The following is a 22,711-nucleotide window of genomic DNA, read 5'->3' as shown; positions in this document are numbered from 1 at the left end:
ATCTGTACTCGCCGGGATCTTCGCCAATGTGGCGGCCCGAAACACGGCGGGTATATGCCTGTACGTTATGTAAGACCGGGAATCACCCCAATGGTTGAATATAACCTTCGTTATTTTTACCACCTCCCGCCGTACAGCACCACCGGGGGATTGTTACCCCAGGTTATGTCGCGCCACCGGCAGCAGATAACGCTCTGTTTCGGCCAGTATTTGCGCTAAGTATTCATTATCCAATTGGCGGAATACTCGCTGCACGTAGGGATCTTCCCCTTCTCCGGGAATGCGCTGATCGCCCTGCCAAGCCTGCAGCAATTTGGCGCGTGCCTTAATTTGCGCTTCTTCCTCCCAGTCGATTTGCTGCGTTTCCGGCTGATAGCACTGACTCAGCCACGCCCAGCCGCTCTTGTTCAGCAACAGCAGCGGCTGACACAAACCGCGCTGATAGCCCGCCAGCAGTTCCGCCAGCTGCGCCTGCGCCTCTTCAGGCGCCAGCGCGGCAAAGCGCCAGGCGGAGTTCTTGCGACCGTAGATGCGGCTCTCGCCGGTGCCGCCGGCGCAGCAGTACACCAGGTGCTCCAGCCACAGCAATATGCCGTCCACCGCCGACAACGTGGCGGGCCGCCAGCGCAACAGGCCGTCATCCTGCACCTGATGCAGCCAGCCGCTGAGACGTACGCCGGCGATATCGATATCCAGCTCCAGGCTATGGCTCTCTGCGCGTTCCGCACGCACCTGCTCGGCCAGTTCGCTCATCTCTTCCTGCTGCTTTTGCCAATAGATCTCGCCGAAGGCGCCATAGGGCAAGCCGCCGGCGGCACGCACCCGTTGGAACAACCGTTCGGGATCGTCGCCGTCGATCAGGGTATTCAGCAGTTGGCTGTTGAACTGGTAACGGCTGAGGTTATCCAGCGTGAAGGGCTCTTCGTCCGGCAGCTCAGTCTCTTCCAGGATAAAACTGACGCCTAGCCGCAGCTGGAAGAAGGCGCGGATAGGATGGCGGTAAAACCGCAGCAGCTCATCCAACGATATTTGCTGCAGCGCTTCGGCGGGCAGCGGTTGGTTGAAGGCCGGGTGCGCCGCACCGCGACCATCGGCGGCAGGCAGCCACTCGGCGGCATAACTTTGCTCCTCCGAGCCCGGCAAGAAATTCTCGGCGGCGAACGGCATGCGCGCGTGCCACTTAAGCAAATGCTCACCAACCCGCCGAGCACTGTCGTCTGCGCTGAGTTCTTCATCTCCCGGCAGGCAATAGCTTTGTTCCAGGTACTCCAGCAGCTCGGTGACCAGCACCGAAGGGTAGCGCGGGCTGTTGTCCTGAATGGAACGGCCGATGAAACTGATATACAGCCGCTGTTGCGCGGACAAAATCGCTTCCAGGAACAGATAGCGGTCGTCATCGCGCCGGCTGCGATCGCCGCGTTTGACCTGCTGCGCCATCAGATCGAAACCCAGCGGCGGCAGCGTGCGCGGATACACGCCGTCGTTCATGCCCAGCAGGCACACCACCTTGAACGGAATGGAGCGCATCGGCATCAGCGTGCAGAAGTTGATTTGCCCGGCAAGGAAGCGCTGGCTGATGCGCTCCTGATCGAGGCGCGCCGCCAGATCGTCGCGCAGAATGGTCAACGGCACCTCATCGGGATAGCGCGCCGCTAGGCCAAAATTGATGGCCTGCTGCCACTGCTGCTCGATCAATGCCAGCACCACTTCGGTGTCGCTCTCCGCTTCGAAGAAGGCATCCAGCAGTTGCCGGCACAGCGGTAGCCACGCCTCGAGCGGGCGCGCTTCGCTCAAAATTTGCCGCCAGTGGCTGAGCTGCGCCAGCAGGTCTGCCAACTGCCCCGCCAGTTCGGCGACCAACCCGCTCGATTCGTCGTAAGGTAAAATGCCCTGCCAATCGCCGGCATTGCTGTCCATCGCGTAGCCGAGCAGCATGCGCGTAATACCGAAGCGCCAGGTATGCTGACCGGTGGCGGGCAGATCCAGTTCGCGCACGTTATCGTCGTCCAGGCCCCAGCGCACGCCGGATTCACCGACCCAGTGGCGCAACAGACGCAGCCCCTCTTCGCCAATGGCGAAACGGGCGGCCAGGGCAGGCACCTCCAGCAGCGCCAGCACCTGTTCCGAGGTAAAGCGGCTTTGCGGCAGATCGAGCAGTGAAATGAACGCCTGCAGCGCCGGATGCGCCTGCCGCGCTTTGCGGTCAGAAATGGCGAACGGCAGGTAGCGCTCGGCGGGGGCATTGCCGAACACCGCCTGAATATAAGGCGTGTAGCTGTCGATATCCGCCACCATCACGATGATATCGCGCGGCGTCAACGCGGGATCCTGCGCCAGCATGGTCAGCAGTTGATCGTGCAGCACCTCCACTTCCCGCTGCGGGCTGTGGCAGGCGTGCAGGCTGAGGGAGCGGTCGTTCTCATCAAGCGGGCGTTTGCTGAAGCTGCTTTCCAGCGTTTCCGCGGTAATACCGATCACCGCATGATCTTCCAACTCCAGCATGTCGCGCTGAACGGCGTGCAGCATGGTATCCGCCGGGATATCGACAAAGGCGTCGACCTCTTGCGCCCCTTCCATCTGCGACAGCAAATAGAGGTGATCGCGCCCCAGCTTGCCCCAAGAGGCCAACAGCGGGTTGCTGAGTTGCTGCTGCCCTTCGGCGTCAAACAGGCGCGCCGCGTCGGCCGGCTCGCGAAACAGCCCTTGCTCGCGAGCCTGGTGGTAATGACGACGCTTGCGGCTCTGCAAGCGGGCCAGGAAAGCATAATCCTGAATGTCGCCCCAATAGTAGCGACAAGGGTTGGTGAACATCAGGTGGATGTCGATATGCCGCCCCAGCGCCTGCAACGCTTCCAGATAGACCGGCGGCAACGCCGAGATGCCGCAGATAAACACCCGCGGCGGCAAACCGGGCGGGCACGCTGTTGCCTGCTCGAGCGCGTGGATAAAGCGGCTGTACAGATTGGCGCGGTGCCATTCCGGCTGCCCCAATTCGCGCGTGTACTCCACCAGCCGCGCCCAGAGCGGCGCCTGCCACTGCTGAGCCTCGGGCAGACCGTCGATGCGCTCGCCGCGCTGCCAGCTCTCCAGCCACTGCGGGCGATAAACCAAATACTGGTCGAACAGGTCGGCAACCCGGCCGGCCAATTGGTGGATTTTGCGCTTGTCGCCGTCATCGGTGAGATAGTGCTGCAGTGGCGCAAATGCCGGCTGAGTCAGCATCTCCGGCAACAACCACATCAGCTTCCAGGTCATGGCATCCTTGCTGAAGGCGCTCTCTTTCGGAATATCCGGCAACACCCGGGTGAACATGTCCCAAATGAAGGTCGCCGGCAGCGGAAACGCGACATTGGCTGCGATACCGAACTGTTCCGCCAGCTGCATCTGCAGCCATTGCGCCATGCCGGGGCTTTGCACCAGCACCACCTCCTGTTGAAAAGGATCGGTCAACGGATCTCTGGCTATCAGCGCGCTGGTCAGCGTTTTCAACAAATCCAGCTGATTGGAATGATAAACAGTGAACATGAAGACTCCTTTAAAACAAAAGACATACGGCTCAAAAACGGGCGCAATACCAGCGGCTCAGCGTTGCCCACTGCCGCTGCGGCGTTTGGATCCTGACCGTCAATCGGTGACAATCGCTCCCCGCATCGTCAAGTGCCGTCTCGCGCCGCCACCCTTCCGGCAGCGGTTCAGCCTCGAGCCGGCCGATGACGGCGAACGCCTCCAACTGCTGGTGCGCCAGCCCCCAGGCTTGCCGGTAGTGCCACTGGCGCTGGAACGACTGCAACAGCACCTGATGATACTGTAACAAGCCAAGCAGCGACACCGAGAACAGCAAGGCCGCCACCAACACTTCCGGCAGACTGAAGCCGTTGCGGGATATCCACGCTGCCCGAGCGTTAGCCTTCACAGTCGGCCAACCTTTTCTCGGGACAAAAATCCAGCCGACCGCCCGGCTGTGCTTGCAACTTGCCAGCAGCCTCCGCGCCGTTAAAGGTGCCCCATTGATACAGCCATACCGGTTCACCGCCGCGCATCTCACCAAGGCCGCGAACCGTCACCACTCCCGCTCTGGCTGACAGCCGAGCGCAAGCCGTCAGTTCCACGCGCTGCCTGCATAGCCAGGCCGCTGCACTCAGCTCGGCGCGCGGCCAACGCTGGCTCATGCCCCAACTCAGCGCCGAAGCGGCCTGATTGTAAGCCTGAAGGTAACGCTGCTGATCGGCGGCCAGTAACAGCGCGTTATCCAATTGCCGCTGTTGAGCATTGAGCAACATCAGCCCCAGCGCCAGCAGCAACATCACCGCCGCCAGGGTGCTACCACCTCGCTGGGTTCGCCGCTTCATGGCAGCGCCGCCATTTCGACGCTCCCGCTCAGGCTGCGCCTGATACGCGTATCGCTGGCGGAGCGCCCCGTCAGCGTCAGGCGAGCCAATGCCGCGCCGTGATCGCCCCGCTCTATCGCCACATGAAACCGCTCAATGCGCACTTCGTCATGATCGAGCAGCCGCTCCCAGCCACCGCCCTCGCATTGGCTCACGCCGCGCTGCCCTTCCAAGCCGCCATTACGTAGTCGATAACCGAAATAGCCTGCATCCTCACCCGAAGTGAGCCATTGCCCGCTGCGAGCAATGTCGTAGGCAACGATAACGCAGCTGCCAGCCGTTTCCCCCGATGCCTGGCCTATCAGCAGCGGCCGGCCAGCGCATTGCCCGGCGCAAAAACCGGCGCGGCGCAGATCTTTCTCAATGCCGAACGCCAACTGTCGCAGCGTTGACTCCAGCCGAAAGTGCTGACCGACGGCCACGTTCTGCTGGCGTAACAGCGGGTAAGTTTTCGCCGCGCCGAGCGCGATCACGCTGCCGAACACCAGCGCCAACATCACCTCCGGCAAGGTAAAACCGCGTTCGACAGTCAGCATGGCGCGATCCCCCTTATCCGGAGCCCTTCGCTGCACAAACGCAGCCGCCCACGGGCGGACAGCACCAGCCGCAGGCTGCCTGCGTCGTTGCTGAGAAGGATGTGCCCCGCCTGCGCAGTATTGCGCAAACCATAAAACCCAATCTCTTTGCCGGAGTAGCCACTCAGCACAACGTCGCGATAAGGCGGCAAGAAAACGGAACCTTCGGCGGAAATGCAATCCGTCGGTGGCACACCGCCGCCCAGGCACCAGGGCGTGCCATTCTTGAACCACAGCAGCGCCGTGCGGTTACGCCAGTTGGCGTCCGCCTGTAATCGCAGCAAAAACGCCAGCAGTTGTTGGGCCGTGTGTTCCAGCCGCAGCGCTTGCTGATGATAGCGCCATTGCCCGACGCCCCAGCCGGTGAGCATGGCGGCGATCAGGATCGCCGCCATTAGCTCAATCAGCGTCATGCCCCGTTGGCGATCATCGATGTTCGAGAGAGTATTGTCGTTCATGCCGCCAGTGTAAGGGCCGTAACAACGCGGTAAAGCCGCATGCGCAAGCGCTGCGGCAAGCTGCGCAATGTTTTCTCTACGATGGCAGACGGCGACAAAAAAATGCGGTGCGGTACGCAATGCGGATAAAAAAAGGGGCGCAATCGCTGCGCCCCTGGTGTGATGCGGTTAAGGTCAGATCGCAACCGGCGCCTTGATGGCCGGGTGCGGATCGTAACCTTCGATCTCGAAGTCTTCGAAACGGTAATCGAACAGTGAAGCCGGTTTGCGTTTGATCACCAGTTTCGGCAACGGACGCGGTTCACGCGTCAGCTGCAGCTGAGTCTGTTCCATGTGGTTGCTGTACAGGTGGGTATCGCCGCCGGTCCAGACGAAGTCGCCCACTTCCAGATCGCACTGCTGCGCCATCATGTGCACCAACAGCGCGTAGCTGGCGATGTTGAACGGCAGGCCGAGGAAAACGTCGCAGGAACGCTGGTACAGCTGGCAAGAGAGCTTGCCGTCCGCCACGTAGAACTGGAAGAACGCGTGGCACGGCGCCAACGCCATCTGATCCAGCTCGCCGACGTTCCAGGCGGAAACAATGATGCGACGCGAATCCGGATCTTGCTTCAGCTGTTGGAGCACGTTGCTCAGCTGATCGATCTGACGGCCGTCCGCTGCGCCCCAGGCGCGCCACTGTTTGCCGTACACCGGGCCGAGATCGCCGTTTTCATCGGCCCACTCGTCCCAAATGGTGACCTTGTTGTCACGCAGGTAGGCGATGTTGGTATCGCCGTTCAGGAACCATAACAGCTCATGAATGATCGAACGCAGATGACATTTCTTGGTGGTCACCAACGGGAAACCTTCCTGCAAGTTGAAACGCATCTGGTGGCCGAAAATCGACAATGTGCCAGTGCCGGTACGGTCGGCTTTAGGGGTGCCCTCGGCGAGCACCTTATTCATCAAATCCAGATACTGTTTCATTTGTTCCTCACGACAGTTGTTGCTGTGGGCGACGACGGTACGCCCAAATCATCATAATAATACCGGCCACCACCATCGGGATGGACAGGATCTGCCCCATGCTGATCACGCCGTCGAACAGGCCGAGCTGGGCATCCGGCTGGCGGAACGCTTCAACGATGATGCGGAATGCGCCATACCCGATCAGGAACAGGCCTGATACGGCGCCCATCGGCCGCGGCTTGCGAATAAACAGGTTCAGAATGATAAACAGCACCACGCCTTCCAGCAGCAGTTCATACAGCTGCGACGGGTGGCGCGGCAGTACGCCGTACTGATTCAGCAACGGCAACAAAGAGGGATCGGCGGCGGCGAGGGCCACGTCTTCGCTGCGCGAACTTGGGAACAACATCGCCCAAGGGGTATCGGTGGTCACGCGGCCCCACAGTTCGCCGTTGATAAAGTTGCCGAGGCGGCCGGCGCCCAGGCCGAATGGGATCAATGGCGCGATAAAATCGGAAACCTGGAAGAAGGTGCGTTTGGTGCGGCGAGCGAACCAGAACATCACCAGAATCACCCCCATCAAGCCGCCGTGGAACGACATGCCGCCATCCCAGACCTTGAACAGATAGAGCGGGTTATCCAGGAACAGCGGCAGGTTGTAGAACAGCACATAGCCGACGCGGCCGCCGACGAATACGCCCAGGAAGCCGGCGTAGAGCAGGTTTTCCACTTCGTCTTTGGTCCAGCCGCTGCCCGGCTTGTTGGCGCGACGCACCGCCAGCCACATGGCAAAAACGAAGCCGACCAGGTACATCAGGCCGTACCAATGCAGAGAAACCGGGCCAATGGAGAAAATGACCGGATCAAATTTAGGAAACGCCAGATAGCTATTGCTCATCTATCACCACAACATGTCTGTTATTTTTCCCCATGCGGGGGCGGCAGGTGCCAAGCGGCGACGGAGATTATCCCGCGCCTTGCAAACGGCGGCATTGGCCGCTGCGGTCTGCAAGGCGACGAGCATGCGCCGCGCTGAGGTTGCGCATCATAACATAGGCTTAGCGCGGTCCGGTCCGGCAGGGCGGGAAAAGTTCTGTAAAAAAATCACACCACGCGGCGGTTATCGGCCCCCGCGGATCAGCCCACCCATGCCGCGCCGCTCCATAAACGCCGCCACCAGATGGCGCACTTCGGTGGTCATCTGGGTATTCAACACCCGGTGAGCCAGCATTTCGGCGTCGGCCAGGTCAATATGTCGCAGCAGGTATTTGATGCGCGCCACGCTGCGGCCATTCATGCTCAGATTGCGATAGCCCATGCCCACCAGCAACAGCGCGCCCATGGGATCGCCGGCCAACTCACCGCAGAGGCTAAGCTGCAGCCCGGCCGCTTTCCCCTGCTCGGCGATCAAGTTCAGCACCTGCAACATCGCGGGATGCAAACTGTCATACAGCGCGGCGACCCGCGTGTTGTTGCGATCCACCGCCAGCAGGTACTGGGTCAAGTCGTTGGTGCCGACCGAGATGAAATCAACGCGCCCGGCCAAATGCGGGATCAGGAAAATCATCGATGGCACTTCCAGCATCACGCCGATTTTCGGTTTCGGGATCGCGTAGCCGAGCACCTCTTCCACCTCGCGCCCGGCTCGGTCAATCAGGCGTTTAGCTTCGTCGACCTCTTCAAGGCTGGTGATCATCGGCAGCAAAATACCCAGGTTGCCGGTGCCGGCATTGGCGCGCAGCATGGCGCGTACCTGAATCAAAAAGATCTCCGGCTGATCCAGAGTGATGCGGATGCCGCGCCACCCCAGGCAAGGGTTCTCTTCGCTGATCGGCATATAGGGCAGTTGCTTGTCGGCGCCGATATCCAGGGTGCGCAGCGTAACCGGCTTGCTCGGATAAAGCTGCAGCATGCCTTGATACTGCGCGACCTGTTCTTCTTCGGAGGGGAAACCGCTTTGCAACATGAACGGGATTTCGGTGCGGTACAACCCCACGCCATCCACTCGGCCGCCCAACAGTTGTTCATGTTCCGGGCTGAGGCCGGCATTCAGCATCACCTGGATACGCTCGCCGCTTTTCAACTGCGCCGGTTGCTCGACGTCGTCTTCCGCCAGCTTGCTCAACTCCAGCTCTTCGCTGATCAGCCGTTGATATTCCTGCACCAGCACCGGTTCAGGATCGACCAACAGTTCACCGCGATACCCATCAACGATCAGCAACCGCTGGCTGAGCAGAGAAGGCTGGATGTCGGCGCCCATCACCGTCGGCACCCCCATCGCCCGCACCAAAATCGCCGCATGCGAGTTGGCGGCACCGTCGCGCACCACCACGCCGACCAGGCGATCCTGCGGCACTTCGGCCAGCAATGTCGCGGTCAGCTCATCCGCCACCAGCACAAAACGCGCCGGCCACTGGGTGGCGCCCTGGGTGGTGTCATCGAGGTGGAACAGCAGGCGCTGGCCCAGCGCGCGCAGATCGCTGCCGCGCTCGCGCATGTAGGTGTCCTGCAGTTTGGCGAACTGTTCGGCAAAGGCTTCTATCACCTGTTTCACCGCCCACTCCGCCACCGAGCCGTTGTCGATTTCGGCGAACAGTTCGCGCTTGAGGCGGGCGTCGTTTAACAGGTGAGAATAAAGATCGAAGATCGCCGCGCTCTCTTTTTGCGAGCTGGCGGCAAAACGCTTGCTGAAGCGGCGAAACTCCGCGCCGGCCTCTTCCAGCGCCAGCGTCAGGCGCTCGCGCTCGCTGGCGGTGTCCAGCGTCGACGCGCGGTAAACCTGATCGAGCGAAGGCTGGCTACTGTCCTGCCACCCTTCAGCCACCGCCACGCCAGGCGAGGCCGCCAGTGCGCGCACGCGCGTTTGGCGATACTGGCCGAAAATGGCGTTGAGCTGCGACTGTGACAAGATCCCGGCCATCTGCGTGGCCAGAGTGACCATGAAAGACTCTTCGCTTTCATCGAACTGGCGCAGCTCGCGCTGCTGCACCACCAGCACCCCCAGCAGTTGGCGCCGATGAATGATCGGCACCCCGAGGAAGGATCGGAAACGATCCTCTTTCACCTGCGGAACGTATTTGAAACTGGGGTGGCTTTGGGCATCGGCCAGGTTGATAGGCTCGGCTCGGCGGCCGACCAACCCGACGACGCCCTCGTCAAACGCCAATGCGATAGTGCGCCCACGCGGCTTTTTCAGCCCGCGCGTGGCCATCAGGTAGTAGCAGCGGCGATCGTTGTCCGCCAGGTAGATGGAACACACTTCGGTGTCCATCGCCAGACAGGTTTCATTGACCAGCAGATCCAGCGCATCCGTCAGACTGGCCGCCGCGGCCACCTTCTCTACAATTTCTCGCAAGCGCGTGAGCATAGTCGGCTTAACTTAACCTCTCTTTCGGCGATAAGCGGGAGCCTGCCGCGGCGCCGCCTGCTCTTGCATCGGCATCACGGTCACGGCGAATTCTTTCATCACCCGGCGGTAGACGTCGCGTTTGAACGACACCACCTGGCGCACCGGATACCAGAAGCTCACCCAGCGCCAACCGTCGAACTCCGGCGTGCTGCTGCGCTGCATATTGATATCAGCGTCATTGCACAGTAGCTGCAACAAAAACCATTTTTGCTTTTGGCCGATACAAACCGGCTTTGTGTCCCAACGCACCAAACGTTTCGGCAATTTATAGCGCAACCAGTTGCGGGTCGAAGCCAGGATGCGCACATCCTTTTTACTCAGCCCCACTTCTTCGAACAGCTCACGGTACATCGCCTGCTCCGCAGTTTCGCCAGGGTTAATCCCACCTTGGGGAAACTGCCAGGAGTGCTGACCGTAACGGCGGGCCCATAAGACCTGCCCCTGACGATTACAGATTACGATACCAACATTCGGGCGGTAGCCATCATCATCGATCACCGGACTACCTCGATAAGCTTAAATTCGCATAGATGTCCTGATTGTTTCACACAAGCTACAGGCGGTAAACCACTGCTTTACGGCGCTGCGGGCCGGATAACATTGGGATAACTCACAGATATTGGCAAAGTTATAAACATACCCCAGCCTTTCAGACCGGTTTTATTCACTTTTTCTGTGGATAGGTGTGTGCAGAACTCGAGGGATAAGCCGGTAAAACTCTCGTCCTCTAAAATCCGCCCTCATACCTAAAAACAAATATTAAACTTAAAAACATATAGTTAACCAATATCTCGCAGTGATGCACAGGACAAAAATGTGATCTATGCACGGTAAGGATCTTACCCTGGCGAAAGATCCACCAACGCCGTTTTTATCCACAGATTATCCGGGCAAGTTACGCACAAAACGGACAAATTCGTAAAAACCCGCCTGAGTCAAGGCTGTAAATTGAACCAGTGATCGGTAAAAATTTGGGTTATCCCATAAATCTGTGGATAAATAGGTGTAAGATCCTGTTTATTGTCGGTGGCTTCAGGTGAACAAGCCCCGCGAGTGCATTGTCGCCCGCGTAAAGAAAGAAAAAAAGTCATGTAAAATCATGCTACTATTATTCTTTTCCCCAGGCGATAGCGGTTATCGCTCGCCGTGTATAATTGCAGTACGTTTTTCAACCAAATTCGACAGGCTTGATTTATGGCATTTTTATCCCCTTTGCCGCCCCCGCCGGAAAATGAACGGCAGCTGTTCGAGCGCGCTCAGGCGCTGGCCGGCTTCAGCTTTGGCGAACTGGCCGCCCGTGCGCAATTGCCGATCCCCAAGGATCTGAAACGCGATAAAGGCTGGGTGGGCATGCTGCTGGAGCTGTATCTCGGCGCCATGGCCGGCAGCAAACCGGAACAGGATTTTCCCGAGTTGGGCATTGAGCTGAAAACCATTCCTGTCGACGCCGCCGGCAAACCGCTGGAAACCACTTTCGTCTGCGTCGCCCCGCTCACCGGCAACAGCGGCGTCACCTGGGCCAGCAGCCACGTTCGCCACAAGCTGGCGCGCGTGTTGTGGATACCGGTAGAAGGCGAACGGCAAATCCCGCTGGCCCAGCGCCGCGTCGGTTCGCCGCTGCTGTGGAGCCCGAGCCTTGCAGAAGAAGAGAGGTTGCGCCGCGATTGGGAAGAACTGATGGATCTGATCGTGCTCGGTCACGTAGAACGCATCACCGCACGCCACGGCGAAGTGCTGCAACTGCGCCCCAAAGCGGCCAACAACAAGGCGCTCACCGAAGCCATCGGCGAACAGGGGCAACCTATCATGACGCTGCCGCGCGGTTTCTATCTGAAAAAGGGCTTTACCGGCGCGCTGCTGGCAAGACATTTCTCAATCTAAGCGATTTCGTTTAACTCTGGTTTAGCTAACCCTGTCAGCGCCGCGATAAACGCGTATAATTCACGCTTTGCATTTATTAAGGTGTGTCGGGCAATGTTCGAATGGATTATGGATCCCAATGCCTGGTTAGCGTTAGGTACGCTAACCATTCTTGAGATCGTACTGGGTATTGATAACATCATTTTTCTGTCGCTGGTGGTAGCCAAGCTGCCCAAAGCGCAACAGAACAAAGCTCGCCGGCTCGGGCTGGCCGCCGCCATGCTGATGCGCCTGGCGCTGCTGGCCTCCATCGCCTGGGTGATCCGCTTGACGCACCCGCTGTTCACCGTGCTGGATCATGCCATTTCCGCCCGCGATTTAATCCTGCTGCTGGGGGGATTGTTCCTGATCTGGAAAGCCAGCAAAGAGATCCACGAAACCATCGAAGGTTCGGAAGAAGAGCACCACACCAAGGTGCACAGCTTCTTCGGCGCGATCGTGCAAATCATGCTGTTGGATATCATCTTCAGTCTGGATTCGGTGATTACCGCCGTGGGCCTTTCCGACCATCTGTTCATCATGATGGCGGCGGTGGTGATCGCCGTCGGCGTGATGATGTTCGCCGCCCGGCCGATCGGCGAGTTCGTTAACCGCCATCCGTCGGTAAAAATGCTGGCGCTGGCGTTCCTGATCCTGGTGGGCTTCACGTTGATGCTGGAAAGCTTCCAGGTGCACGTGCCGAAAGGCTACATCTATTTCGCCATGTTCTTCTCCATGTCGGTAGAAGCGCTCAATCTGATGCGCAGCAAAAAAAATCACGCGCCGGAATAACGCGATATGGAAGCCGCCACCGGCGGCTTCCGCCGTTTCATTGCCCCCTCATTTCACTTTTTCTTATCAGATAAAGACTTATCTGAGACGCCCCCGGCCGAGAGTTTGCTAATCTTGAAAGAACATTGTTTTCTGCATAATCGAGGATCCGCAGGATGAAAAAGTGGGTAATGGCAGTGTCTGCGCTGGTTATGGCCGCCGGTTTGGCGGGATGTTCCAGCGACTACGTCATGGCGACTAAAGACGGCAACATGATCCTGACGCAAGGAAAACCGGAGATCGACACAGACACCGGACTCATCAGTTATAAAGACGAGAAAGGCAACCACCGCCAGATCAACGGCGATCAGGTTTCCCAGGTTATCGAACGCTAATTACCGCTCGCCGGCTATCGCCCATTCAAGCGCGGTAGCCCTCATTCGTCTGCGCACTGAATCCGCTTCCCCCATCTTCACCGCTTGGTTATAGTCAGGAAAGGCGACATCGCCGCCCGACGGACTTTGCGCCGTCTTCTGAATTGGGCTCCTGTTTCACCGGGCCGCGCGGCCCGTCAGCGCTAACAAGAAAGGAAGGCCGTTAATGCAATACCACCGTATTCCCCACAGTTCTTTAGAAGTGAGCGTGCTGGGACTGGGCACCATGACCTTTGGCGAACAGAACAGCGAAGCCGACGCCCATGCGCAACTGGACTATGCATTGGCCGCAGGCGTGAACCTGATAGACACCGCCGAACTGTACCCGGTGCCGCCCCGCCCGGAAACCCAGGGCCTAACCGAGAGCTATATCGGCAGTTGGATCAAGGCGCGCGGCAATCGCGAAAAAATCGTCCTGGCCAGCAAAGTTTCGGGGCCGGTGCGCGGCACCGACAGCAGCATCCGCCCGCAGCAGGCGCTCGATCGCAAGAACATCCGCGCCGCGCTGGACGCCAGCCTCAAACGGCTGAACACCGATTATCTCGATCTTTATCAATTGCACTGGCCGCAGCGCGCCACCAACTGCTTTGGCAAACTCAACTATCAATACACCGACGACAAAGCTACGGTCACGCTGTTGGAAACGCTGGAGGCGCTGACCGAGCAGGTGCGCGCCGGCAAGATCCGCTATATCGGGGTTTCCAATGAAACGCCCTGGGGCGTGATGCGCTACCTGCAGCTGGCGGAGAAACATGAGCTGCCGCGCATCGTGTCTATTCAAAACCCGTACAGCCTGCTGAACCGCAGCTTTGAGATTGGCCTGGCCGAGATCAGCCAGCACGAAGGGGTGGAACTGCTGGCCTATTCCAGCCTGGCGTTCGGCACCCTGAGCGGTAAATACCTCAACGGCGCAAAACCAGCCGGCGCGCGCAATACGCTGTTCACCCGCTTCAACCGTTATTCAGGGCAGCAAACCCAGTTGGCGATCGCCGAATACGTGGCGCTGGCCAAAAAACACGGACTGGATCCTTCGCAGATGGCCTTGGCCTTCGTGCGTCAGCAGCCGTTCGTCGCCAGCACCCTGTTGGGCGCCACCTCGGTGGATCAGTTGAAAATCAACCTCGACAGCCTTGACGTGATTCTGGATGAGGACGTGCTGCAGGCGCTCGAAGAAATCCACACCCGGTTTACCATTCCGGCGCCTTAATTCCTCTGAGGGCGCAGCCAGGCTGCGCCCCGTTTCACCGCCGCTGAGACCACCACAATGCGCTAATCGCCAGCGCAAACACCACGCCAAACCCTACGCCGACGCCCACCACCGGCACCCCCAGCTTCACGACCAAAGAATACAGGCCCAGCATCAGCAACATGGCGGCGTTTTCACCCAGGTTTTGCACCGCGATCGCATTGCCAGCGCCGACCGAATGCTTGCCCCGCTCCTGCAGCAACGCATTGAGCGGCACCACGAAGAAGCCCCCCAGTATGCCGATGATCGCCAGCAAGACGTAGGCATTGAGCATGGTCGTTTGCAACGCAAACACCGCGACCGCGACGCCGATCAGGATCCCGGCCGGCATGCAGCGCTTCACCGTCTTCAGCGTGACGAAGCGCGCGGCGGCGCCGGCGCCGACCACGATGCCGACGGCCACCATGGCGTTCAGCAGCGTCGGCGTGGCGTTATCGGCAATGCCAAGCGCCACCGGCACCCACAGCACCAACAGAAAACGCAGCGTCACGCCGGCCCCCCAAAACAGGCTGGTGCCGATCAAAGAGAAACGCGTCTGCCCATCGCGCCATAATGTGACGCAGGCGGTAAGAAAGCTGTTCGTCATGGCCCGCGGCCGCCATGAAGCCCCTGGGCGCGCCGCCGCCAGACGTGGAATATACAGGTTGGCGACCACCGCCCCTGCGTAAACCAACGCGCAGGCCGCCAGCGCCGCTACCACGTGCCAGTCCGCCAGAATACCGCCGGCCACCGAACCGGTGAGAATGGCGGCGATGGTCGAGGCCTCCATCAGGCCGTTAGCCTTGACCAGCTTCTCGCCGCTGGTGATCTCGCCCAGAATGCCGTATTTGGCTGGAGAATACGCGGCGGCACCCACGCCGACCAGGCTGTAACCCCAAAACGGGTTCCCCCCAAAACAGATCATCAACGCCCCCGCCAGCTTCAGGGCGTTGGCGAACATCATCACCCGCCCTTTGGCGAAGCTGTCGGCCACCTGGCCGACAAACGGCGCCAGGATGATGTAGGTGGCGACAAAGGCCATCTGCAGGATCGGCTGGCTCCAGTCCGGATACAGCTGCTGCTTGATCAGCGCCAGCGTGGCGAACAGCAACGCATTGTCGCCGAACGCCGAGAGGAACTGCGCGCTAATCACCGCGATCATGCCGCGTGACAACAAAGGGGATTCGGTCGAAGGATTCATCAGGCACTCTCCGGCTGTTCGGCCATATGACGCAGGGTGACGAAATCAGGTTTGCCGCTGCCGAGCACCGGCAGCGTTTTCAACAGGCGAATATCGCGCGGCACCGCCAGCTCCGGGCTGCCCAGCTCGCGCGCCACCCGCAGCAATGCCTCGCGGGTAATGGCGGGATCGGTGGTGAACAGCACCAGCGCCTCGCCTTTGCTGCTGTCGCTTTTGACCGTGGCGGCATGCAGCTTTTCCGGCGACAGCCGTTGCGCCAGCAATTCGACGCTCTCCAGCGACACCATCTCGCCCGCCAGCTTGGCGAAGCGCTTCACGCGCCCGCGAATGGTGCAGTAACCCTGCTCATCCAGGCTGACGATATCGCCGGTATCATACCAACCCGGCTGCAGCACGCCGTTCGCATCTTCCGCCGCCGGCGGTTCCAGCTCGCCGGGACGTTCAACCCGCAGATAGCCTTTCATGATATTCGGCCCCTTCAGCTGCAGACGGCCGCCGTTATCGATGCCCGGCACCGCGATCAAGCGCGCCTCCATCTGCGGCATGATGCGGCCAACGGTGCCCACCTTGGTCGCCAGCGGCACGTTGATCGACACTACCGGCGCGCACTCGGTCACGCCATAGCCTTCCAGAATGCGGATGCCGTATTTATCCTGATAGATCTGTTTGGTGCTGTCCGCCAGTTTCTCCGCGCCGGCCACCACATAGCGCAGGCGGGCGAAATCATACGGATGCGCGAAGCGCGCATAGTTGTTGAGGAAGGTCGCCGTGCCGAACAGCACCGTGCAGTTACGGTCATACACCAACTCCGGCACCACGCGATAGTGCAGCGGGCTGGGGTAGAGGAAAATGCGGCTGCCGGTGATCAGCGGCGTAAGCAACCCCACCGTCAGGCCGAACGAGTGGAACAATGGCAGCGATGACATGAAACGGTCGCGCGGCGTGAAATCGGCGATGGTGCGAATTTGTTCTACGTTGGCCAGCAGGCTGGCATGCGAATGCACCACGCCCTTGGGGTGGCCTTCGGAGCCGGAAGTGAACAAGATCAGCGCCGCGTCCTCCGGGCGTTGCGGCAACGCCGCGCGCTGCGGTTGCAGCAAGTGCCGCAGGATCCACAGCTTGTCCGCCAGCGTAACGGTGTCTTTCAGATCCTCCAGATACACCCAGTTGGCCTGCGTCACCTGCTCCGGCAGGTGGGTCAGTTTGCCCTTCTCCAGGAACTGGCGCGAGGTGACGATGGTCTTGATGCCGGCGGCGGTCATCGCGCTGTTCAGGCCGTTGGCGCCGGCGGTGTAGTTGAGCATCGCCGGAATGCGGTTGCGCAGCGAAGCGCCGAAGATCGCCGCCGCGGTGATGGTGGCGTTCGGCAACAGCAGCCCGACGTGTTCCCCTTCGGCGGTAAAGCGCTGCAGAATGCGGCTGACGCCCAGCGATTTCTTGATCAGCGTTTGGTAGCTGTCCTCTTTGAAAGCGATGTCTTCGATACACGGCTTGCGACGCCCATAGCGGCGCTGCGCCGCCAGCAAGGCATGGAACAGCGTCTGCGGTTCGCGCGTCTCCATGCGCGCCCGCATCATGATCTGCATCAGCCGATCGCCCGCCAGCGCCCGACGCTCGCGCGCACGCGGCGCCTCCGGCATCGGCAGCGTGGTCGGCGGCAAGATGCGGATGCTGATTTGCGGAAACCAGCGGATCTTGAACACCCCGGCCATGCGGCCGAACGGACTGAATTCGGGGCCGTCGATCCGCACCGGCACCACGGTGGCGCCCGATTTGGCGGCGATAAACGCCGCGCCGTCGTAGATTTTCATCAGCGCGCCGGTCACGGTGATGCGCCCTTCAGGGAACACGACGATCGGCCGCCCCTGTTCGACCATGCGCACCAGCTGCTTGATGGCCATCGGCTTGGTGGGATCGAGCGAGACGAAATCGATGTAGGGCCGAAGCCAGCGCATGAACCAGCTCTCGCCGATGCTGGCGTAAACCGCAAACACCGGTTTTATCGGCAGGAACAGCGCCAACAGCACGCCGTCGAGGAAAGAGACGTGGTTCGGCGTAATCAGCAGTTTTTGCCGTTCGAAGTGCTGGACGCCCCCTTCGACCCGAACCCGAAACAACAGGCGAAACAGCGCGCGCAGCAGTGAAAAGATCATGCCCTTCTCCCTTGGCCATGGAGGCGTAAATCGTTGTAGGGAAAAGAATACTATATGGCAGGCAAAAAAAAACCTACGCATCCGCGTAGGTTGGTGCAATTGAAAATGGCTTCAACATACAGAGTATGCTGATTTCTCACCAATCAATACCTCTGGGATCACCTACTCTAGAGAGATGGCGTGCAGGAAACTACCGCCGAATCGCAAGAGTTCTGCTCCAAATGCAACCAGCTGTAAATTTCCCGCGATCTGCTGTAATAACTCAATGAAACTTAAACCTTCCCGCAGCGACGAAAATAAATATAACAACGACGAGCCAGTGACCCAGACGTGAAATCTTCACTCATCGCGCGCTGACCTCGACCAGGCAGCTCATGGCGTTCGGCCCCTGCGTCAGCGGCGAGGTGCCAATATCCAGCGTCAGCACATTCGGGTTGCCCGCCTGCTCGAGCGGCCGGCGCTGTGCGTCGAAACCCGGCTCGAACCAGGCACCGGTCGCCATCAACACCACGCCGCGCGTCACACCATCGGTGAGCGATACCCCCGCCAGACAGCTGCCGCGCGCATTGCTGACCAGCACTTCGGCGCCGTCCGCCACCCCGCGCGGCGCCGCATCGTCCGGATGCATATACAGGGTTTCGCGCCCGGCGGTCTTGTTGCCCTGCGCCAGCGGCGCCGGATCCATCTGGCTATGCAGGCGATCGCTCGGTTGAATGGAGATCAGGTGCAGCGGCCAATTCTTGGCCTGCGGCGCGCCCAGCCACTCCACCGGCGGCCGCCACTGCGGATGCGGAGCGAAATCTTCGTAGCGATAGCCGGCGATCCGCTCGCTGAACAACTCGATCTTGCCGCTGGGCGTTTGCAGCGGGTTAACCTGGGGATCGGCGCGGAACGCGTCAAAAAATACAAACTCTTTGGCCGGCGCGGGCAGCTCGACATAGCCCCGTTGCCAGAACGCCTCAAACTCGGGCCAGGCGACGCCGGCGCGCTGCTGCGCAGCGCCGCATTGCCGGTAGATAGCTTCGATCCAGGCCCGCTCGTCGCGGTTTTCGGTAAAGCGCTCGCGATAGCCCAGGCGCTCCGCCAGATCGGCGAAGATATCGAAATCGTTTCGCGCCTGATGCTGCGGCGCAATCGCCTGATGCATCGCCAGCACGTAACGATCGCGCGACGAGCCGCCGATGTCGTTGCGCTCCAGCGAACTGGTGACCGGCAACACGATATCCGCCATTTTGGCTGCCGCGGTCCACCAGATATCTTGGACGATCACCGTATCCGGCTTCTGCCAGCCTTCCACCAGTCGGTTCAACTGCTGATGGTGATGGAACGGGTTGCCGCCGGCCCAGTGCACCAGATGGATATCCGGATAATGCCGCGTCTCGCCGCAAAATTGATAGGCTTCGCCAGGGTGCAGCAGCATGTCGCAGATGCGCGCCACCGGGATCGCCAGCCCGGCCGGGTTATCGCCTACCGGCATGGTCGGCGCGGGGGTATCCACGCGCGGGTTGCCGACGCCGTTCATTGAGCCGTGGCCGAACGAGAACCCGCCGCCCGGCAGCCCCACCTGGCCCAGCATCGCCGACAGCGCGATCATCATCCAGTACGGTTGCTCGCCACGATGCGCGCGCTGCACGGAGTAGGAACAGGTGATAAAACTGCGCACGCCGATCAGCTGCCGCGCCAGCAGCGCGATGCGCGCCGTCGGAATGCCGGTAATGTCGCTGGCCCAGGCCGGCGTTTTCGCCACGCCGTCGCTCACGCCGTTCAGGTAATCCGCCAACTGTTGATAACCCACGCAGTGGCTGTGCAGGAAGGCTTCATCCTGCGCGCCCAGCCGCTGGATTTCGTAAGCCAGCGCCAGCATCAGCGCCACGTCGGTATTCGGCCGGATCGGGATCCATTCCGCATTGACGAACTCGGGGCAGTCGTCGCGCATCGGGCTGATGTTGATCACCGGCGTGCCCTTGCGCGCCAGCTTTTGCAGCCAGGGCTTGAGCGCATGCTCCGCCGCGCCGCCGGAAGACACCTGGGCGTTTTTCAGCGCCAACCCGCCAAACGCCACAAACAGTTCGCAGTGCTCCACCACGCTTGGCCAACTGGTGACGCGCCCGGTCAACGGCGAGAAAGTGCCGATCACATACGGCAGGAAAAACTGCGCCGCGCCCCAGCTGTAGTTGCCCTGCTGATCGACGCCGCCGCCGCCGCTGAAGTAGAACCGCCGCACCAGCGAGCGGGCATGGTGCAGCCGCCCTGCCGACGACCAGCCATAAGAGCCGGTAAACAGCCCGGAGGCACCGTAGCGATCGCGCACCCGGCGATTCTCCTGCGCCACCAAATCGAGCGCTAACTCCCAATCCACCTCGACGAAATCTTCCCTGCCGCGCAGCGTACGGTCGCAGCCCTCGCGCTTTTTCAGCCACGAGCGGCGCACCGCCGGCTTGCGGATGCGTTTGTCGGAGTAGACCATCGGTACGATGGAATCGAGCAGCGGCGAAGGATCGGGATCGTCGACGAAGGGTTCACAACGGATAAGCCGGCCGTCTTCAACCACGGCGGTATAAGCGCCCCAATGGGCGAGCTGCGGATAGCGTTTAATGGACATGGCATTCTCGGCGCAAATCGGAATGCACAGACGTTACCTCAGCCCGCCGCCAGTGCCAACGTACAAATTGCGCTATCGTTCGGTCGTCGATGGTTATGCGTACAGACTCGAAGAGATTCTGCAACGGCCGCCACAAGTTGCGCACGAGACCGCTTGCAGCCCCGGTTTTTTTCCGCAAAACTGGGGGATGTAAGCGATTACCCAGGATGTGTTGACTGATATGGCTACGATAAAGGATGTTGCCAGGCTGGCGGGGGTTTCCGTGGCCACGGTATCCCGCGTGATAAACAATTCCCCCAAGGCCAGCGAAGGGTCGCGCACCGCGGTGCTGGCCGCCATGGAACAGCTGCAGTATCACCCTAACGCCAACGCACGAGCGCTGGCGCAGCAATCCACCGAGACGCTGGGCCTGATCGTCTCCGACGTTTCCGATCCCTTCTTCGGCGCGATGGTCAAGGCGGTCGAGCAGGTGGCCTACGCCACCCACAATTTTCTGCTGATTGGCAACGGTTACCACGACGCCGAAAAAGAGCGTCAGGCGATTGAACAGCTGGTGCGGCACCGCTGCGAAGCGCTGGTGGTGCACGCCAAAAGGCTGAGCGATCAGGAACTTTGCGGCTGGATGCAACAGATCCCGGGCATGGTGCTGATCAACCGCACGCTGCCGGGCTTCGAAATGCGCTGCGTGGCGCTCGACGATCGCTACGGCGCCTGGCTGGCGACCCGTCATCTGATCCAGCAAGGGCATCAGCGCATTGCCATCATCTGCTCCACCCACCAGATTTCCGACGCCACCGACCGGCTGCAGGGCTATCTCGACGCGCTGCGGGAACACGGCATCGCGGTGGATGAAAAGCTGATCGCCTATGGCGAACCGGACGAGATCGGCGGCGAACAGGCGATGACAGAATTGCTCGGCCGCGGCCGTTCGTTCTCCGCCATTACCTGCTACAACGATCCGATGGCCGCCGGCGCGCTGTCGGTGCTGAGCGATAACAGCGTCGACGTTCCGGGGGAGATTTCGCTGATCGGTTTCGACGACGTGTTGATTTCGCGCTATCTTCGGCCGCGCCTGACCACCATTCGCTACCCGATCGTGGCGATGGCGACCCAGGCGGCGGAGCTGGCGCTGGCGCTGGCCAACCGGCAACCGCTGCCGGAAATCACCAACATGTTCAGCCCAACGCTGGTACGCCGCCACTCGGTCGCCACCCTCAACAACGCGCACGAACAGCCGTAATCATGCCGCCGCATAACGCTGTGAAGCGGGCGCCAGGCGCCCGCCGGCTGATCAGATAAGTTCCAGCGCGATCAGTTCTTCGATGGTTTGGCGGCGGCGGATCAATCGCGGCTCGCCGTTTTCGAACAGCACTTCAGGCAACAGCGGACGGCTGTTGTAGTTGGAGGACATCGACGCGCCGTAGGCGCCGGTATCGTGAAACACCAGATAATCGCCGATCTGCACCGGCGGCAGCTCTCGGGTTTCCACGCCGCCGCCCGCCTGCTGGGTGAACACGTCGCCGGATTCGCACAGCGGCCCGGCGATCACCGTTTCGCGCAGCGCTTGCCCCGAGGTATCGCGCCCATCGGCCGGCAACAGCGAAATATGGTGGTAACTGCCGTACATCGCCGGGCGCATCAGATCGTTAAAACCGGCGTCCACCAGCACGAAGTGGCGGCTGCCCATGTCTTTCACCGCCCGCACCTCGGCCACCAAGACGCCCGCTTCCGCCATCAGGAAACGCCCGGGTTCAATCTCCAACTGCACCGGATGCCCCAGATGCGCGGCGATGCGTTCACGCGCCCGATTCCACAAACCGAAATAGTGTTCGGTATCGATCGCCTCTTCGCCGTACTGATACGGGATAGACAGGCCGCCGCCGGCGGAAATGGCGCTGATGTCATGACCGAGATCGATCACCTGCTGCACCATCGCATCGCAGACGCGCTCCAGATGCTGGTAATCGACGCCGGAACCGATGTGCATGTGCACGCCGATCAGTTGCAGGCCATAGCGGCGGATCTTCTCCACCGCCTGCGGCAGGTCGGCATACCAGATGCCGTGCTTGCTGTTCTCGCCGCCGGTGTTGGTTTTCTGGCTGTGGCCGTGGCCAAATCCCGGGTTAACGCGCAGCCACACCGGATGCCCTGCGGAAACCTGGCCGAGCTGATCCAGCATGTCGATGGAACCGGCGTTAACCGGGATCTTCAATTCGCTGACGCGCGCCAGCGTGGCGTGATCCAACACGTCCGCGGTAAACACGATCTCGCTCGGTTCGCCGCCCGGCTGAAAACCGGCCTGCAGCGCCCGTTCGATCTCGCCCAGCGACACCGAATCCACCTTCACGCCCTGCTCGCGCATCAAGCGCAAAATATGAATGTTCGAACAGGCCTTCTGCGCGAAACGAATGGTGTCGAAGTGGCGCAGCTGAGCGATGCGCTGGCTGATGATGTCCGCATCATAAGCCCAGACCGGGCAGCCGAAACGCTGCGGCAAAGCCAGCAGGTTAGCGGCGTTCAACGCGGTGGAGGTGTCGTGCAACGGGCGTGGCATGGCGATATTCCCAATTCGAAAATGACGGCAGATAAAGCCATAGTGCCGCACGCTGAATCGAGTGAAAAATATCTATTTAGCCGTAGTCTAT

At 60.5% G+C, this 22,711-nt stretch carries 18 protein-coding genes; 5 read left to right on the top strand and 13 right to left on the bottom strand.

The features are described from left to right. Positions 1-153: 153 nt before the first annotated feature. The 9 genes from recC to rppH form a co-directional block, all read right to left on the bottom strand. Positions 154-3,525, bottom strand: coding sequence for an exodeoxyribonuclease V subunit gamma (gene recC / locus CRO23_RS04485; protein ID WP_016929913.1), 3,372 nt, complete (start codon positions 3,523-3,525; stop codon positions 154-156). 31 nt (positions 3,526-3,556) lie between these two features. Further along, positions 3,557-3,913, bottom strand: a complete 357-nt coding sequence (locus tag CRO23_RS04480) for a prepilin-type N-terminal cleavage/methylation domain-containing protein (RefSeq protein ID WP_028127671.1) — start codon at positions 3,911-3,913, stop codon at positions 3,557-3,559. Next, positions 3,903-4,349, bottom strand: coding sequence for a YgdB family protein (locus CRO23_RS04475; protein ID WP_028127672.1), 447 nt, complete (start codon positions 4,347-4,349; stop codon positions 3,903-3,905). Before CRO23_RS04475 ends, CRO23_RS04480 begins: the two co-directional genes overlap by 11 nt. Further along, positions 4,346-4,924 carry a prepilin peptidase-dependent protein gene (locus tag CRO23_RS04470; protein ID WP_016929916.1) on the bottom strand — a complete coding sequence of 193 codons (579 nt, stop codon included), beginning with the start codon at positions 4,922-4,924 and terminating at the stop codon, positions 4,346-4,348. Before CRO23_RS04470 ends, CRO23_RS04475 begins: the two co-directional genes overlap by 4 nt. Next, complete coding sequence (locus CRO23_RS04465; RefSeq protein WP_016929917.1) at positions 4,918-5,421, bottom strand: prepilin peptidase-dependent protein; 504 nt, start codon at positions 5,419-5,421, stop codon at positions 4,918-4,920. Before CRO23_RS04465 ends, CRO23_RS04470 begins: the two co-directional genes overlap by 7 nt. A 174-nt stretch (positions 5,422-5,595) precedes the next feature. Further along, positions 5,596-6,390, bottom strand: a complete 795-nt coding sequence (thyA, locus tag CRO23_RS04460) for a thymidylate synthase (protein ID WP_016929918.1) — start codon at positions 6,388-6,390, stop codon at positions 5,596-5,598. 7 nt (positions 6,391-6,397) lie between these two features. Continuing rightward, complete coding sequence (lgt, locus tag CRO23_RS04455; protein WP_016929919.1) at positions 6,398-7,270, bottom strand: prolipoprotein diacylglyceryl transferase; 873 nt, start codon at positions 7,268-7,270, stop codon at positions 6,398-6,400. Between the two features lie 222 nt (positions 7,271-7,492). Beyond that, positions 7,493-9,739: a phosphoenolpyruvate--protein phosphotransferase gene (gene ptsP, locus CRO23_RS04450; RefSeq protein ID WP_016929920.1), complete on the bottom strand. Its 2,247-nt coding sequence runs from the start codon at positions 9,737-9,739 to the stop codon at positions 7,493-7,495. 12 nt (positions 9,740-9,751) lie between these two features. Continuing rightward, on the bottom strand, positions 9,752-10,279 hold the full coding sequence (gene rppH / locus CRO23_RS04445; RefSeq protein ID WP_004931849.1) for an RNA pyrophosphohydrolase: 528 nt from the start codon (positions 10,277-10,279) through the stop codon (positions 9,752-9,754). A 696-nt stretch (positions 10,280-10,975) separates the two neighbouring features. Between rppH and mutH the strand changes: the two genes are divergently transcribed. The 4 genes from mutH (at position 10,976) to CRO23_RS04425 (ending at position 14,092) form a co-directional block, all read left to right on the top strand. After that, positions 10,976-11,662 carry a DNA mismatch repair endonuclease MutH gene (gene mutH / locus CRO23_RS04440; RefSeq protein ID WP_033632226.1) on the top strand — a complete coding sequence of 229 codons (687 nt, stop codon included), beginning with the start codon at positions 10,976-10,978 and terminating at the stop codon, positions 11,660-11,662. Between the two features lie 93 nt (positions 11,663-11,755). Then, positions 11,756-12,472 carry a TerC family protein gene (locus CRO23_RS04435; protein WP_016929922.1) on the top strand — a complete coding sequence of 239 codons (717 nt, stop codon included), beginning with the start codon at positions 11,756-11,758 and terminating at the stop codon, positions 12,470-12,472. Between the two features lie 155 nt (positions 12,473-12,627). Next, on the top strand, positions 12,628-12,846 hold the full coding sequence (locus CRO23_RS04430) for a YgdI/YgdR family lipoprotein (protein ID WP_016929923.1): 219 nt from the start codon (positions 12,628-12,630) through the stop codon (positions 12,844-12,846). 205 nt (positions 12,847-13,051) lie between these two features. After that, complete coding sequence (locus tag CRO23_RS04425; RefSeq protein WP_016929924.1) at positions 13,052-14,092, top strand: NADP(H)-dependent aldo-keto reductase; 1,041 nt, start codon at positions 13,052-13,054, stop codon at positions 14,090-14,092. A 34-nt stretch (positions 14,093-14,126) separates the two neighbouring features. On the opposite strand, the gene lplT is transcribed toward CRO23_RS04425, so the two are convergent. From lplT to CRO23_RS04410, 3 genes are all read right to left on the bottom strand, one after another. After that, positions 14,127-15,311 carry a lysophospholipid transporter LplT gene (gene lplT / locus CRO23_RS04420; RefSeq protein WP_079452396.1) on the bottom strand — a complete coding sequence of 395 codons (1,185 nt, stop codon included), beginning with the start codon at positions 15,309-15,311 and terminating at the stop codon, positions 14,127-14,129. Then, positions 15,311-17,464: a bifunctional acyl-ACP--phospholipid O-acyltransferase/long-chain-fatty-acid--ACP ligase gene (gene aas, locus CRO23_RS04415; protein ID WP_016929926.1), complete on the bottom strand. Its 2,154-nt coding sequence runs from the start codon at positions 17,462-17,464 to the stop codon at positions 15,311-15,313. Before aas ends, lplT begins: the two co-directional genes overlap by 1 nt. 343 nt (positions 17,465-17,807) lie before the next feature. Beyond that, entirely contained in the window at positions 17,808-20,066 is a 2,259-nt protein-coding gene (locus CRO23_RS04410; protein WP_097101454.1) for a molybdopterin guanine dinucleotide-containing S/N-oxide reductase, read from the bottom strand. Between the two features lie 220 nt (positions 20,067-20,286). Here CRO23_RS04410 and galR point away from each other — a divergent pair, with 220 nt between their 5' ends. After that, positions 20,287-21,306 carry an HTH-type transcriptional regulator GalR gene (gene galR / locus CRO23_RS04405; protein ID WP_079452397.1) on the top strand — a complete coding sequence of 340 codons (1,020 nt, stop codon included), beginning with the start codon at positions 20,287-20,289 and terminating at the stop codon, positions 21,304-21,306. Positions 21,307-21,357: 51 nt separating this feature from the next. Here galR and lysA read toward each other — a convergent pair whose 3' ends face one another. Then, positions 21,358-22,620, bottom strand: a complete 1,263-nt coding sequence (lysA, locus tag CRO23_RS04400) for a diaminopimelate decarboxylase (RefSeq protein ID WP_016929929.1) — start codon at positions 22,618-22,620, stop codon at positions 21,358-21,360. Positions 22,621-22,711: the final 91 nt, after the last annotated feature.

The organism is Serratia sp. JKS296 (assembly GCF_900215445.1).
Lineage (GTDB): Bacteria > Pseudomonadota > Gammaproteobacteria > Enterobacterales > Enterobacteriaceae > Serratia > Serratia marcescens.
Note: the sequence above shows the minus strand (reverse complement) of the source record. Positions and strands in the feature narration are given on the sequence as shown.